The organism is Streptomyces sp. CA-111067 (assembly GCF_050956065.1).
Classification (GTDB): Bacteria; Actinomycetota; Actinomycetes; order Streptomycetales; family Streptomycetaceae; genus Actinacidiphila.
The window spans coordinates 5,155,837-5,169,448 of sequence record NZ_CP192103.1; the positions used below are offsets into that span (position 1 = coordinate 5,155,837).

The window sequence follows — 13,612 nt, forward strand, 5'->3', positions numbered from 1 at the left end:
CAGCCGCGGCCGGACGGAAACCGGAGGCCGGCCGCGACCCAGAGGCGACCAGCCGCGACCAGATCGGAGAGAGACCGCATGAGGATCGGAATCGTCGGAGCGACCGGGCAGGTCGGCGGGGTCATGCGCAAGGTGCTCGCGGAGCGCGCGTTCCCGCTCACCGAGCTGCGGCTGCTGGCGTCCGCGCGTTCGGTCGGCCGCACGCTGCCGTGGGGCGACGGCGAGATCGCCGTCGAGGACGCGGCCACCGCCGACTACAGCGGCCTGGACATCGTGCTGTTCTCGGCTGGCGGCGCCACCTCCCGGGTGCTGGCGGAGAAGGTGGCCGCCCAGGGCGCGGTCGTGATCGACAACTCCTCCGCCTGGCGCCGCGACCCCGACGTGCCGCTGGTCGTCTCCGAGGTCAACCCGCACGCCGCCGCGCACCGCCCCAAGGGCATCATCGCCAACCCGAACTGCACCACGATGGGCGCCATGCCCGTGCTGCGCCCGCTGCACGAGGAAGCCGGCCTGGTGTCGATGGTCGCGACCACGTACCAGGCGGTGTCGGGCTCCGGCCTGTCCGGCGTGGCCGAGCTGTACGGCCAGGCGCGCGCGGTCACCGAGGGCGCCGACCAGCTCGCGTTCGACGGCGGCGCCGTGGAGTTCCCGGCGCCGGGCCTGTACGCGCGGCCGATCGCGTTCAACGTGCTGCCGCTGGCCGGCAAGCTGGTGGACGACGGCAGCTTCGAGACCGACGAGGAGCAGAAGCTGCGGCACGAGTCGCGGAAGATCCTGGAGATCCCGGACCTGAAGGTGTCGGGCACGTGCGTCAGGGTGCCGGTCTTCTCCGGGCACTCGCTCCAGGTCAACGCGCGGTTCGCGCGGCCGATCAGCGTCGAGCGGGCGTACGAGCTGCTGGCGGCGGCGCCCGGCGTCGAGCTCTCCGAGATCCCGACCCCGCTCCAGGCCGCCGGCCGCGACCCGTCCTACGTCGGCCGGATCCGGCGCGACGAGACGGTGGACAACGGTCTCGCGCTGTTCATGTCCACCGACAACCTGCGCAAGGGCGCGGCGCTCAACGCGGTGCAGGTGGCGGAGCTGGTCGCCGCGGAGCTGGGCGCGGCGGTCGTCTGACGCGCCGCCCGGCGCCCCGGGGGTCAGTCGTTCGCGAGCAGCAGGCGGACGGCGGCGAGTACGGTCTCCGACTGGAGCTCAACCTGGTCGGGGACCGGCACCCAGACGGGCTGGTGCTCGCGTTCCAACTCACCTGACCAGTGCGCGAGTTGGCGCTCGCAGTCAGCCCGTACGGCTTGCGTTCTGACGGTCTCGGGTAACGCGTCGAGCAGCCGCAGCAGCGTGCCGACCGCCCGCAGGGACGTCCGGCGGACGGCGATGTCCAGCGCGGCGACGTGGCCCCGGGTCAGCGGCACGGGGGAGTAGTGAGGCTCCGAGGCCAGGGTGACGGGGCTGCCGGTGCCGGGCAGCAGCGCGCGGACGTCGGCGAGCAGCGCTTTCGTACGGTCCGACTGGGCGCGGCGCAGCGCCGCGAGGTCGTGCAGCGCGCGGGACGGGTCCGGGTGCGGGGCCGGGTCGGCGACCCGGTGGCTCGCCCACATCGGCACCTCGATGACGGCGGTCATGCCGCCGTGGCGGTGCGGCCTGAACCAGGTGGGGTGTGCGGCCCGGTACGGCTCGTCGCAGCCGCCGACGTGCACGGGTATCTTGCGCTCGGCGGACAACTCGGCTGCTGACTCCGCGAGTCCGGGCAGCGCCCGGGTGAGCCGCACCCGGCTGCCGCCGACGACGTCGCCGTGCAACGAGCACTGCAGCCGGGGCCGCAGCTCGTCGATGAGATCCACCAGCGCCTGGGATTCGGGCAGTTGATCCCCGGCGGCCCTGATCGCCGGTGCCACCTCGGGCTGCTCGTCGTCCGGCGCGCGGTAGGCATACCGGAAATGCCGCACGAGGCTGCGCGGCCCGGTGGGCGCGCCCTCGGTGAGCGCGGCGCCGTCAGGATCGAGGCAGAGCAAGAAATGCCAGCTGACCCCGAGCCCGGCATGCAGTTCAGGCCGCCCGGCGACCCGCTCAGCAAGCCGCAGCGCAGTAGCAGACCCCACCCGCTCATCGCCACACCCCCCACCAACCACCACGACGCTCCGCTGCGCGGCCGCACCCCCCACAGAAAGAACGTGCACCCCCCGCCCCGCCCGCGACCCCCCCACCACCCGCAACCGACACCCATCCGGCATCCCCCGCACCAGGGCCATCCCCCCCGCCACCCCCGCCTCCACCCCGGGATAAACACCCCCGCCCACCCCGATCACCCCCTCCCTCCCCCGACCCCCACGAGCCCCGCCCGGCTGCTCCTGATGCGCGGCTGCCGCCACGTGGGCGTGATCCGCCAGAACAGGCGGTTGGCCGGGGACGGTCGGGAACGGGGACGGCGGGGCCCGATCAGGGGCGCGGGGAACTGCGCCGCCAGCCAGAGCGGGCGGTCAGTCGGCGATGGTCGAGAACCCGTACGGCGGCGTCCCGTCGGGGGCGTGGGGCTGTTTCTGATGCGCGGCTGCCGCCACGTGGGCGCGTTCAGCCGGGGCGGGCGGTTGGCCGGGGACGGCCCGGAACCGGGACGGCGGGGCCCCGTTGGGGGCGTGGGGCTGTTTCTGATGTGCGGCTGGCGCCGCGTGGGCGCGATCAGCCAGGGCGGTCGGTTGGCCGGGGACGGTCGGGAACTGCGACGGCGGCGTCCCGTTGGGGGCGCGGGGCTGTTTCTGATGTGCGGCTGGCGCCGCGTGGGCGCGATCAGCCACGGCGGACGGTCGGCCGGGGACGGTCGGGAACCGAGACGGCGGGGCCCCGTTAGGGGCGCGAGGAACTGCGCGATCAGCCACGACGGGCCGACGGCCGGGGACGGTCGGGAACTGCGACGGCGGCGGGCCGTTGGGGGCGCGGGGAACTGCGTCACCTGCCCCCACCGGGCGGCAGCCGGGGATGGTCCGGAACCCGTATGGCGGGGCCCCGTCAGGGGCGCGGGGAACTGCGCGACAAGGCACGACGGGCCGGCAGCCGGGGGCGGTCCGGAACCCCCGTGGCGGGACGCCGTGCGCGGGGCACCCCGTAGGGGGAGGATCATCGGGGCATCAACCCGGTGGGAACGCCGTCCGGCCGCGCGGCCGGGACCCGGGGGCCGGGGGCGGGTCGCGTCACCGCGCGGGACGCGGCCAGCACCGTTCGAGCCTGGAGCTCGACCTGATCCCCCACCGGCACCCACCTCGCCCCCGCCGCCGTGAGCAGATCCCGCGCCCCCGCGTCCAACCTCCGCTCCAGCCGCGTGTGCAACCGCCCCGGCTCGCCGGCCGGGTCGTCATCCCCGTGGCGCTGCTGGTCCAGCAGCCGCAAAAGCATGCCCGCCGCCAGCAGCGGCATCCGCCGCGCCGCGATGTCGAGTGCCGCGACGTGCGCCATCGTCAGCGGAACCCGGCCCGTCCCGGCCAGCGCCAGCGTCTCGTACTCGTCGGCGAGCCGCCCCAGCGACTCCGTCGCGTCCTCGACGCCTCGCAGCAACGGGCCGTCCCGCTCGGCGAGATAGGGCCGGGCCCGGTCCAGCGTGCTTGCCGAGACCGCCGCGTCTTTGCGGAGCCGCGCCGCGAGCGAGGCGACCGCGCGCTCGGGCTCGGGGTGCGGGGTCGGGTCCGCGACCCGGCGGCTCGCCCACATCGGGACGCCGACCACGGCCGTCAACCCGCCGTACCGGTGCGGGCGTTCCCACGTGGAGCCGGCCGTCGCGCCGCGCACGAAGACGCCGGGCCCGGCGCCGTCCCAGCCCAAAGCGTCGTACGAACCGGTCTGCACGGGGATGTCGAGCTCGGCCGCGTACTTCCCGAACGGCTCGGCCAGCCCGGGCACATCGGCAGTGAGCCGCACCAACCCGCCGCCCACGTCCGTACCGTGCAGCGAGCACTGAAGCACCGGTCGCAGCTCGTCGATCACCGCCAACAGCGCCAGCGTCTCCGGGAGTTCCTCCACTGACGTCCGCAACACCCCCGCGCACTCGGGCTGTTCGGCCGCCGCAGGCCGGTACGTGTGCCGGTAGTGGACGGCTCCGGGGCGCGGCCCGGCCGGCCCGGTCTCGTTGAGCAGCGCGCCGTCGGGGTCGAGGCAGAGCAGGAAGTCCCAGCTCAGGTCGTCCTCGGTGAGCCGGCGCCGGTCGTGCACCGCCTGCTCGGCGAGCAACAACGCCGTTGCCCCGCCTGCCTGTTCGTCGGGGTGCGGCCCGGCGACGACCAGCACGTGCCGGGTGCCGTGCCCGACCGACAGCAGCCACAGCGGGCGCCCGGCCCGCGACTCCCCGGCCAGCCGCATCCTGCACAGGTCGGGATGCCGCCTGGTGAGCATCCGGGCCGCCGCCGCCACCCCGGACACGGTCGGAAACGCGTCGGGCCCGCGCATGACGGCTCCTTCTCGGTTCGCGCCCGGCCCGGGGCGCCCACCCCGTTCCCCGGACATCCGGTCGCGCCGGTGCCGGCGCAACTCCAGGCGCGCCTACGGGAGTCGGCCCCCGGACGGCGCCGAAGCGGCTTCCGGCCGCCATGCCGCAGCCGCGCCCTGCCAGACTCTGCGGGCCGCCCGCAGGTGTCAAGGGCGCCCCACGGCAGCCGGTTCGGCCCGGGAGCGCTCGATGTCCGGGCCCCGGTACATCCGTTCAGGGATGCTTGCCAGCGTCGATTCGCGGACCCGCGGCCCGAGCCCGTACAGCTCCTGGAAACTCATGATGAGCGGACGCCACCGGTCCGGGTCGATCCGGTCCCGGGTGCCGGCCATCCTGATCCGCTCGTGCACCAGCACCCGTTGGATCCGCACCTCGAACACCACGATGCCGCCGCGCTGTTGTTCGTCGTCGTCAGCGAGGGGGTGCGTGGCCTCGACCACCGCCTCCATCGCCACCGGGCACTGCGCCACCCGCGGCGGCCGTACCGTCTCCGAGTCGACGGCCGTCAGCCCGGCCCGCCCGAACTTGTCGCCCACGTACCGGTATCCGCGCTCGGCCTTCCCGGCCGGCACCGGGTCCCGGCCGGTGGTCAGCGCGAGCCGGTCGACGGCGTCGGCGAGGCCGTCGTCGGGCAGGTTCAGCACGCACTGGCCGTCCCGCAGCAGGTTCACGGCGGTCTGCGACCGCGCGCCGAGCCCGAGCATGGCCCGCCAGCCGAGCCAGAAGGCCGACGACATCGGCGCGAGATTCGCCGACCCGTCCTCGTTGCTGGTGGACAGCAGGACGACGGGCGTGCCGAAGTAGAGGATGCCGGGTTCGATGCGGGTGTGCGGCTCGACGGGAGCGGTGGGCGCGACGGGCGCGGCGGGCTCGACGGCGGTGGGTACGCTGCCGGCCCCGATGCCGGTGATGGTGTCGTCCCGGTAGGTGCGGCCCGCGGGCCTCTCATCAGTGCTCATGCCCCCAGTCTCGCCACCGGGAGGCCGGTGATCCGGCGGGTTTCGGACATCACGTCCGCGCCCGGGGTCAGGGCGCCGTGGTGGAGAGTTCGGCGAACAGCGGGGCCAGCCGGGCTGCCAAGTCGGGGTCGGTGCGGGTGAGTTCGTCGTGCAGGGCGTTGGCCGCGGCGCGGTGGGCACGGGCCAGTTCCGGGCGGGTGAGGGTACGGACCAGGGTGGGTTCGAGGGCGGCGGTCCGCGCCCGGGGCAGCAGGTGCGCGCCCTTGGCGTAGGCGGTGGGGTGGCCGGCCTGGAGCTCCATCAGGGCCAGCAGGTGGCCGCGGACGGCGCTGATCCAGTGCTCGGCCTGCCAGAGGCGGTTGCGTTCGATGCAGACGCGGGAGTGCAGCAGGTGGTGCCAGGCGAGGCCGGCCAGGTGGTCGGCCTCCGGGCCGGTCGCCCCGTCCGCCGTCCCGGCCTCGTTTTCGTCCGCGCTTCCGTCCGGTGCCGGCGGGCGCGGCGCGGGGGTGCCGAAGACCGTACGCCACTGCGGGCCGCGCGGGCCGAACTCCGCGGCCGGGCTGAACGACAGGTCCACTTCGAGCAGGTCGGGCAGCAGGAACACCCGGTAGACGGTCGGGCCCGACGTGACGTCCCAGTGGTGCAGCGCGCCGAACTCCGCGTAGAGCGTTGCCGTCCAGGCCGCGAGCGCCGGGCCGAGGTCGCCGTCGTCCGTGTCGATCCCGAGGACGAGGTCGATGTCCGACCAGCGGTCGCCCGCCTTGCCGTCCTCGCCGGCCAGCGAGCCGGTGAGCGCGGCGCCGCTCACCAGGGGGTCGTCGGCGGCCAGTTGGAGCAGCCGGTCACGGACCCGGTCCCGTTCCTCGACGCTGAACATGCCGCTCAACGGGCCACGGTCGTGATGATCTCGGGGCTCGCCTCGGTCAGCGGCGAGCCGTCCCAATCGCCGTACTGGGCAAGGACGGTGAGCCCGGCATCGGCCAAGTGCGCGGCGAGCGCGGGCGCGTCCAGGAAGCGGAGGGTGCTGCGGCCGGTGGCCGGGGCCGCCCAGTCGGTGCTGGTGACGGTGGTCGTGAAGGTGACCAGGTCACCGTCCGGGGGGAGTTGGACCTGATGGGCGGTGCGTACGGTGGCGCCGGTGGCCGGGTCGACGCTCTCCCGCGCGTGCTCCGGGGTCCAGCGGAGCCAGGCACGGGCGGCGGGGTTGCGGGTCTCGAAGACGAAGCGGCCGTCTTCGGTGAGGGCGGTGTGGATCGCGCGCAGGGAGCCGCGCAGCTCTTCGTCTGTGCGGAGCTCCTGGAAGGCGTGGCCGGTCATCACGACGAGGTCGAACTCGCCCTGCCAGGAAGCGGATCCGAGGTCGCCGAGCACCCAGTCGATCCCCGCGCCGGCCGAGGACTCCCGGGCCCGCGCGAGCATGGCGTCGTCCGGGTCGAGCCCGCACAGACGCCCCTGGTGGCCCGAGGCGCGCGCCTGGCGCAGCAGCATGCCGGTGCCGCAGCCGACATCGAGCACGGCGCGCGCGGCCATGACGCGCGAGAGGTAGAACGCGTCGTCCGGGGCGCGGCCCCAGGGGTTGACGACGTCGTAGACGGCGGCGTGGTTCACGTCCCCCATGATGCGGGATGGGATGCTCCCGGCTCCGCGATTTCGGGTAGCCGCCGTGCTGGCCCTGGCGGGTTTGCCGGCTGCCCCGCCGCCGTGGCTGGTGGCGCAGTTCCCCGCGCCCCTGAAAACCCCGGTCGTTCTTCGGCTTTCGGCCGGTGGGGGCTGGTGGCGCAGTTCCCCGCGCCCCTTTTGGGCCGCGCCGTGACGTTTCCGGTTTTCCCCCGGCTGCGGCCCGGTGGCCGGCCGAGCGCGCAGTTCCCCGCGCCCCTTCGGGTCGTCTCGCTTCCGGTCGGGTCCCGGCTGGCCGCCGGCGGGGGGTGGGTCGGGTCGCTTTTGCACCCCGGTGATCGTGCCCCGAAGGGGCGCGGGGAACTGCGCGAACAGCCACGACGGCGGGGCAGCCGGGGCGCGTCAGCAACCCCGCAGGGGGCTACCCGGCGAGGCCGGCGATCACGATTGCGAGGCCGGCGCGGAACTCCTCCTCGGGGCCGCTTTTCGCCGCCGCCTCGGCGATGTCGAGGAGGTGGGGGAAGCGGTCCGCCGGGAGGGCGCGGACGCGGGTGACGACGGAGTCCGCGTTCTCGTCGGGGGCCACGGTCAGGGGGCCGGCCAGCTCGGCCTGGGCGTAACCCATCACGAAACCGGACACCGCGCGGAACGCCATGAGCAGGTCCTTGCCGGTCCGCCCCCCGCGCGCCAGCGCGTCGAGCAGGAGCTCCGCGCCCTCAAGCGTCGGGCGGTCGACGCTGCGCCTCGTGAGGACGAGCGGGATCACGTCGGGGTGTGCGCGGACCGCGCGCCACTGGGCCTCGGCGATGGCCCGGACGTCGGCCCGCCAGTCCGCCGACGGAACCCCGGGCACGGCCCGGACCTCCGCCTGCACCACGTCCACGAGCAGCGCCTCCAGCCCGTCCCGGCCGTCGACGTAGTTGTAGATCGTCATCGCCCCGGTGCCGAGCGCGGTCGCCAGATTGCGCATGGTGAGGCCGGCCAGGCCGTGTTCGCGGACCAACTCCAGTGCGGCGGCCTGCAGTTGCTGCTGGGAGAACTTGCGCGGTGCGGCCATCGGGGACGTCTCGCCACCTCTCGTCAAGCGGGCTGCGACCTGCTCGTCTTGATTCACGTACATCGTACGTGCTCTACTCGTCCCAGTTCACGTACGTCGTACGTGAACGTTCGGGCGCGAGAGGAGCCAGTCATGGATCCAGGCACGGAAACCGGCGAGGCCACCGGAACGGGCACCCGCCCGCCGCGCGTCGAACCCCCGCCGCGGGGCGCCCCGCCCGGGATGGGCACATGGCTGCTGGTCATCGTCCTGCTGGTGCAGTTCATGGTCTCGCTGGACGTCTCCGTGGTGAACGTCGCACTGCCCGCCATCCGCTCCGGCCTCGGCTTCTCCGACCAGGGCCTGACCTGGACGGTCAACGCGTACGCGCTCACGTTCGGCGGCCTGATGATGCTCGGCGGGCGGCTCGGCGACGTCATCGGGCGGCGGCGCACGCTGCTCGGCGGGCTGGTGGTGTTCGGGCTCGCCAGCCTGGCCGGCGGGCTGATGCAGAGCCCCGGCGGGCTGATCGCCGCCCGCGCGGTGCAGGGCGCGGGCGCCGCCGCGCTCACCCCGGTCGCGCTCGCCCTGCTGACGGTCAACTTCCCGCCGGGCCCCGCGCTGTCCCGCGCGCTCGGCCTGTGGGGCGTCACGGCGGCGGCCGGCGGCGCGGTGGGGGTGCTGGGCGGCGGGCTGCTCACGGGGTGGTTCGGCTGGCGCTCGGTGCTGCTGATCAACGTGCCGATCGTGGCATTCGCACTGGTCGTGGGCCTGCGGCTGGCGCCCGACCGGCGCGAGGGGGCACGTCCCCGGCTCGACCTGGGCGGGGCCGCGCTGGTCACCTCCGGTGCGGCGCTGCTCGTGCTCGGGGTGGTGCGGGCGCAGTCCGTGTCGTGGGGGTCGGCCACGACGGGAGTCACGCTCGGAGCGGCGGTGCTGCTGCTCGGGGCGTTCGCCCTCGTCGAACTCCGGTCCGCCGAGCCGCTGTTGCGGCTGTCGCTGCTGACGCGGCGGCCGGTGGTCGGGGCGAACGTGTTCATGATGCTGCTGTTCTCCGCGCAGTTCGCGGCGTTCTACTTCTGCTCGCTGTACCTGCACGAGGTGCTCGGGTACGGGCCCGTGGCGACCGGGGCGTCGTTCCTGCCGTTCTGCGTGGGAACGGTGATCGGAGCGGCGATCGCCACCCGGGCGGTGGCACGGACGGGCCTGCGGCTGCTGCTGGCGGGCGGCGGGTTCGCCGGGGCGGCCGGACTGGTGTGGATGGGGGCGGAGTTCACGGCCGGGGCCGGGTTCGCGGGGGCGATTCTCGGGCCGACGCTGCTGGCGAGCATCGGGATCGGGATGTGCTTCGTGCCGTTGGGGACGGCGGCGACCGCCGGGGTCGGGGAGGCATCGGCGGGGATGGCGTCCGGCTTGATCAACAGCTCGCGGCAGGTGGGGGGTTCGATCGGCCTGGCCGGCCTTGAGGCTCTCGCGGCGGCGGCCGGGGGGAGGTCGGGGGAGGCGCACGGTTTCGGGGCGGCGATCCTGGCGGCGGGCGGCTTGGTCGCGGTCGCCGCGTCGACCGCCCTCCTCCTCATCCCCCGCACCCCACCGCCCCGCTGACGCGGCCCCTCCCCCCGGCTGACTCCCGGCCCCGGCCGGTGGGGGCTTGTCGCGCAGTTCCCCGCGCCCCCAAGAATGGCCTGGCCGGGGCCCGATGTACGCGCCCCCGTAGGGGCGCGGGGAACTGCGCGACCAGCCACGACGGCGCTGGAGTCGGGAGCGGGCCGGGAGCATCGCGGCGGGGCGGGGGCTACTTCGGGAGGGTGGTGAGGCGGGACAGGCGGGTGTGGGAGGGGGAATCGCGCTTCGCGTGGTACGTGATGAGCATCTGGCCGGGCGCGGCCGGAAGCGCGAGCTTCTCGTAGTGGAGATCCAGCGGTCCCACCAGGGGATGAAGCATGCGCGTCACCCCGCTCGTCTTCCGCCGCACATCCTGCCGCGCCCACAACCCCCGGAACCGCCCGCTCCCCGCGCTGAGTTCGCCGATCATCTCGGCCAGCCGCGGGTCGTCCCCCGCGCCCGCGACCAGCGAACGCAGGTAGGCGACGGCCTTGGCCGTCATCTCGTCCCAGTCCCGGTAGAACTCCCGCATCTCGGGTTCGAGAAAGGCCGCCCGCAGGGTGTTCACGCCGGGCGCGAAGTACGGACACAGCGCCACCGCAAGGGAGTTGGCGGCCAGCGTCGTCATGTAGCGGCCGTGCACGAGCGCCGGGGTCGTCGTCCAGTCGTCGATCAGCCCGCGGACGCTCGCGCTCACCTCCTCCGGCGGAGCCGGCCCGCGGCGGGACGCGCGCGGCGGGCGGGCGAGCTCGCGCAGGTACGTCTCGGCGTCGTGGTCGAGCCGGAGCGCCCGACCCAGACCGTCGAGCACCTGGTCGGACGGATGCTGGTCGCGGCCCTGCTCCAGCCGCAGGTAGTACTCCACGCTGATCCCGGCGAGCAGCGCGACCTCCTCGCGGCGCAGCCCCGGCACCCGCCGCCGCTCGCCCGGCGGCAGGCCGACGTCCTGCGGGCGCAGCCGTTCGCGGCGCACCCGCAGGTAGTCGCCGAGTCCGCTCGCGGTCAGCCCGCTCGCCGTCGCCATGATCTCCAGCGTACGGCCGGGCGGGTGGCTCAGCCTGTCCCCGCGGGTACCAGTGTCGGCAGGGTCTTACTGTGCGTGACGAATCGCCGCATCATCGGACGCATGGCTGCACACACCTCCCCCATGTCCCCGACGCCCCCCGCCCGTCTGACCACGCCTTTCGGCTTCGCGTCCACCGCCGACGAGGTGCTGGCCGGCGTCGACCTGGCCGGCACCCGCGCGCTGGTCACCGGCGCCACCTCCGGCGTCGGTACGGAGACGGCCCGCGCCCTGGCCGCCGCCGGGGCCGCCGTCACGCTGGGTGTGCGCAACGTGGACGCGGGCAGGGCGACGGCCGCCGCGATCACCGAGTCCACCGGCAACCGGGACGTCACGGTCGGCCGGCTCGACCTCGTCGACCTCGGCTCGGTCCGGGCGTTCGCCGAGCAGTGGGACGGGCCACTGCACATGCTCGTCAACAACGCCGGGATCATGGCGCTGCCCGAACTGACCCGCACCCCCGAAGGCCGCGAGATGCAGTTCGCGGTCAACTTCCTCGGCCACTTCGCGCTCACCACCGGCCTGCACGACGCGCTCGCCCGCGCGGAAGGCGCACGGATCGTCTCGCTCAGCTCCAACGCGCACACGTTCTGCCCGCCGGTCCTCGACGATCTCGACTACCGGTGGCGGGTGTACAACCCCATTGGCGCGTACGGGGATTCGAAGACGGCGACGGTGCTGCTCGCGGTGGAGGCGGGACGGCGGTGGGCCGCCGACGGCATCCGCGCGAACGCGGTGCACCCCGGTGCCATCGCGACGAACCTGCAGCAGCACACCGGGGGGCTGCGGACGCCGGTGGAGCGGCGAAAGAGTGTGGGGCAGGGGGCGGCGACGTCGGTGCTTGTGGCGGCTTCGCCGCTTCTGGGTGGGGTGAGCGGGAGGTACTTCGAGGATTGCGGGGAGGCGGAGGTGTTGGGCGAGCGGCCCGAGCTTTATGGGGGCGGCGTGGCGCCCTTCGCCCTCGATGCGGGCAACGCGCGCCGCCTGTGGGAAGCGGCCACCCGCCTCCTCGCCTGACCCGCCCCGGCCGCGGGGCATCCGGCTCGGTCCCGGCTGCCGCCCGGTGGTGGGCTGTTGGCGCAGTTCCCCGCGCCCCTGAAAACCCCGGTCGTTTTTCGGCTTTCGGCCGGTGGTGGGTTGCTCGCGCAGTTCCCCGCGCCCCCAGGAATGGCCTGGCCGGGGTCCGATGTACGTGCCCCGTAGGGGCGCGGGGAACTGCGCGATCAGCCACGACGGCGGTGCGGCCGGGTGCCGGCCGGGGGGAAATTGCCGCGCGGTGCTCGAAGCGGGGGGTTACGTTCGCGGGGTGACTTCGATTCCTCTCCCGCGGCTCGGCTCGCTTACGTTTCATGGGCCCCTTTCCGGCGCCCGAGCCGACCGCATGGTCGACCGGCTTGGCCGGGCCGAACCCGCCACCGTGCTCGACATCGGCTGCGGCTGGGGCGAGTTGATGCTGCGGCTGCTCGAAGCCGTACCCGGGGCCACCGGGATCGGCGTCGATCGGAACGGCGAGGACCTCGCCCGGGGGCGGGCCGGGGCTGAGGCGCGGGGGATCGGCGACCGGGTCGAGTTCGTCGAGGAGTCCGCCGTCGGCACCTCGCGCGGGCCCGCGGACGTCGTGCTGTGCCTGGGGGCCACTCAGGCGTTGAGTGAGGAGGAGCCGCCGGGGTATATCGCCGCCGCGCTGGGCGAGTTGCGGCGGCTGGTGGCGCCGGGCGGACGCGTGCTGGTGGGGGAGGGGTTCTGGCAGCGCCCGCCCACCGCCGCCGAACTGGGCGCGATGTGGCCCGGCGCGCACGCCGGCGAGTACCCCGACCTGGCCGGCCTCCTGGACCTCGCCGTCGCCGCCGGCTTCCGCCCCGTGTGGACGGAGACGGCGGACCCCGGCGAGTGGGAGGACTTCGAATCCGGCTACCAGGCCGACGCCGAGGCGTGGTTGGCCGCGAACAGCACGCACCCGCTGGCCGCCGAGACCCGCGAACGGCTCGACAACCACCGGTCGTCCTGGCTGCGCGGCTACCACGGTGTGCTCGGCCTGGCCTACCTGACGCTGGCCCCGGTCGACTGACTCCGGCGCAGCCCCCGCCGCCTCAACGAGTCGTGTACGCACCCCCGTTGACGTGAATCGTCTGCCCGGTGACGTGCCGGGCGCCCGCAGACGCCAGGAAGAACGCGGCCTCCGCCACGTCCTCCGGCGCGCCCGGACGCTTGTCGTGCGTCTCCGCGATCAGCGCCGCGCGGCGCTCCGGCGTCATCGCGCCCCGGAAGAAGTTCGTGTTCTCGATGTAGCCGGGCGAGATGACGTTCGCGGTCACGCCGGTGGGCGCCAACTCCGCTGACAGCGTGGCGTTCCACGCGGCGAGCGCCGCCTTCGCCGCGCCGTACGAGCCGCCGCGGCGCTCCGCGCCGATCGACCCGATGCTGATCACGGCCGCGCCGGGGACGAGCCGGTGCCGTACGGCGGTGGTGGTGACGACGGCGGTCAGCAGGTTCTGCCGCAGGCTGGAGTCCCACTCCGCGACGATCGCGGCCAGCCGGTCGGCGTCCGGATCTGACGCGGCAGCCGGCCCCGCGCCCGAGGCGGCCGGCGCTTCCGGCAGTCCGCCCGCCGCGTTGACGAGGACGTCGAGGCCGACCCCGGCGCCGAGCCGCCCGGGCAGCGCCGCCGCCTGCTGTGGATCGGCCGCATCGCAGACGAACCCCCTTGCCCTGCCGCCGAGTTGGGCGGCGGCCTTGGTCACGCTCTCCTCGTGCCGGCCGGTGATGAAGACCGTCGCCCCGTCGGCGGCGAAGCGCTCGGCCGTCGCGAGCCCCAGGCCGCTGGTGGCGCCGGTGATGAGTACGGTGCGGGTCACGCTTCC

12 protein-coding genes are annotated in these 13,612 nt (G+C 74.6%); 4 read left to right on the top strand and 8 right to left on the bottom strand.

The annotated features are described in order from the left end of the window. The first annotated feature begins 78 nt into the window (after positions 1–78). Positions 79–1,116 (top strand): aspartate-semialdehyde dehydrogenase, encoded by a 1,038-nt coding sequence (locus ACQPW6_RS22540; protein WP_433891479.1) that lies wholly within the window; start codon positions 79–81, stop codon positions 1,114–1,116. A 23-nt stretch (positions 1,117–1,139) separates the two neighbouring features. Here the strand turns inward: ACQPW6_RS22540 and ACQPW6_RS22545 are convergent, their stop codons facing one another. The 6 genes from ACQPW6_RS22545 to ACQPW6_RS22570 form a co-directional block, all read right to left on the bottom strand. Next, positions 1,140–2,249 carry a M14 family zinc carboxypeptidase gene (locus ACQPW6_RS22545; protein WP_433894623.1) on the bottom strand — a complete coding sequence of 370 codons (1,110 nt, stop codon included), beginning with the start codon at positions 2,247–2,249 and terminating at the stop codon, positions 1,140–1,142. A gap of 862 nt (positions 2,250–3,111) precedes the next feature. After that, positions 3,112–4,431, bottom strand: coding sequence for a M14 family zinc carboxypeptidase (locus ACQPW6_RS22550; RefSeq protein ID WP_433891480.1), 1,320 nt, complete (start codon positions 4,429–4,431; stop codon positions 3,112–3,114). Positions 4,432–4,617: 186 nt separating this feature from the next. Then, complete coding sequence (locus tag ACQPW6_RS22555) at positions 4,618–5,430, bottom strand: flavin reductase family protein (protein WP_433891481.1); 813 nt, start codon at positions 5,428–5,430, stop codon at positions 4,618–4,620. A gap of 67 nt (positions 5,431–5,497) precedes the next feature. Next, on the bottom strand, positions 5,498–6,307 hold the full coding sequence (locus ACQPW6_RS22560) for a hypothetical protein (RefSeq protein WP_433894624.1): 810 nt from the start codon (positions 6,305–6,307) through the stop codon (positions 5,498–5,500). 5 nt (positions 6,308–6,312) lie between these two features. After that, a complete protein-coding gene (locus ACQPW6_RS22565; protein WP_433891482.1) occupies positions 6,313–7,047 on the bottom strand; it encodes a class I SAM-dependent methyltransferase in 735 nt (244 codons plus the stop codon). Between the two features lie 421 nt (positions 7,048–7,468). Next, positions 7,469–8,167 carry a TetR/AcrR family transcriptional regulator gene (locus ACQPW6_RS22570; RefSeq protein WP_433891483.1) on the bottom strand — a complete coding sequence of 233 codons (699 nt, stop codon included), beginning with the start codon at positions 8,165–8,167 and terminating at the stop codon, positions 7,469–7,471. Positions 8,168–8,236: 69 nt separating this feature from the next. On the opposite strand from ACQPW6_RS22570, the gene ACQPW6_RS22575 reads away from it, so the two are divergent. Then, positions 8,237–9,688, top strand: a complete 1,452-nt coding sequence (locus tag ACQPW6_RS22575) for an MFS transporter (protein ID WP_433891484.1) — start codon at positions 8,237–8,239, stop codon at positions 9,686–9,688. Between the two features lie 190 nt (positions 9,689–9,878). Here ACQPW6_RS22575 and ACQPW6_RS22580 read toward each other — a convergent pair whose 3' ends face one another. Further along, complete coding sequence (locus tag ACQPW6_RS22580; RefSeq protein ID WP_433891485.1) at positions 9,879–10,712, bottom strand: helix-turn-helix domain-containing protein; 834 nt, start codon at positions 10,710–10,712, stop codon at positions 9,879–9,881. 102 nt (positions 10,713–10,814) lie between these two features. On the opposite strand from ACQPW6_RS22580, the gene ACQPW6_RS22585 reads away from it, so the two are divergent. Both ACQPW6_RS22585 and ACQPW6_RS22590 read left to right on the top strand, forming a co-directional pair. Next, positions 10,815–11,768: an SDR family NAD(P)-dependent oxidoreductase gene (locus ACQPW6_RS22585; protein WP_433891486.1), complete on the top strand. Its 954-nt coding sequence runs from the start codon at positions 10,815–10,817 to the stop codon at positions 11,766–11,768. A gap of 364 nt (positions 11,769–12,132) precedes the next feature. Beyond that, the gene (locus tag ACQPW6_RS22590) at positions 12,133–12,819 is read left to right on the top strand and encodes an SAM-dependent methyltransferase (protein WP_433891487.1); all 687 of its coding nucleotides are present in this window, start codon (positions 12,133–12,135) and stop codon (positions 12,817–12,819) included. Positions 12,820–12,841: 22 nt separating this feature from the next. Here ACQPW6_RS22590 and ACQPW6_RS22595 read toward each other — a convergent pair whose 3' ends face one another. Beyond that, complete coding sequence (locus ACQPW6_RS22595) at positions 12,842–13,606, bottom strand: SDR family NAD(P)-dependent oxidoreductase (protein WP_433891488.1); 765 nt, start codon at positions 13,604–13,606, stop codon at positions 12,842–12,844. Positions 13,607–13,612: the final 6 nt, after the last annotated feature.

Coding starts and splice junctions, on each gene's coding strand:
- ACQPW6_RS22555 (WP_433891481.1), bottom strand. CDS start 5,430: ATGAGCACTGATGAGAGGCCCGCGGGCCGCACCTACCGGGACGACACC.
- ACQPW6_RS22580 (WP_433891485.1), bottom strand. CDS start 10,712: ATGGCGACGGCGAGCGGGCTGACCGCGAGCGGACTCGGCGACTACCTG.
- ACQPW6_RS22565 (WP_433891482.1), bottom strand. CDS start 7,047: ATGGGGGACGTGAACCACGCCGCCGTCTACGACGTCGTCAACCCCTGG.
- ACQPW6_RS22590 (WP_433891487.1), top strand. CDS start 12,133: ATGGTCGACCGGCTTGGCCGGGCCGAACCCGCCACCGTGCTCGACATC.
- ACQPW6_RS22570 (WP_433891483.1), bottom strand. CDS start 8,167: ATGTACGTGAATCAAGACGAGCAGGTCGCAGCCCGCTTGACGAGAGGT.
- ACQPW6_RS22575 (WP_433891484.1), top strand. CDS start 8,237: ATGGATCCAGGCACGGAAACCGGCGAGGCCACCGGAACGGGCACCCGC.
- ACQPW6_RS22585 (WP_433891486.1), top strand. CDS start 10,815: ATGGCTGCACACACCTCCCCCATGTCCCCGACGCCCCCCGCCCGTCTG.
- ACQPW6_RS22540 (WP_433891479.1), top strand. CDS start 79: ATGAGGATCGGAATCGTCGGAGCGACCGGGCAGGTCGGCGGGGTCATG.
- ACQPW6_RS22550 (WP_433891480.1), bottom strand. CDS start 4,431: ATGCGCGGGCCCGACGCGTTTCCGACCGTGTCCGGGGTGGCGGCGGCG.
- ACQPW6_RS22545 (WP_433894623.1), bottom strand. CDS start 2,249: ATGGCCCTGGTGCGGGGGATGCCGGATGGGTGTCGGTTGCGGGTGGTG.
- ACQPW6_RS22560 (WP_433894624.1), bottom strand. CDS start 6,307: ATGTTCAGCGTCGAGGAACGGGACCGGGTCCGTGACCGGCTGCTCCAA.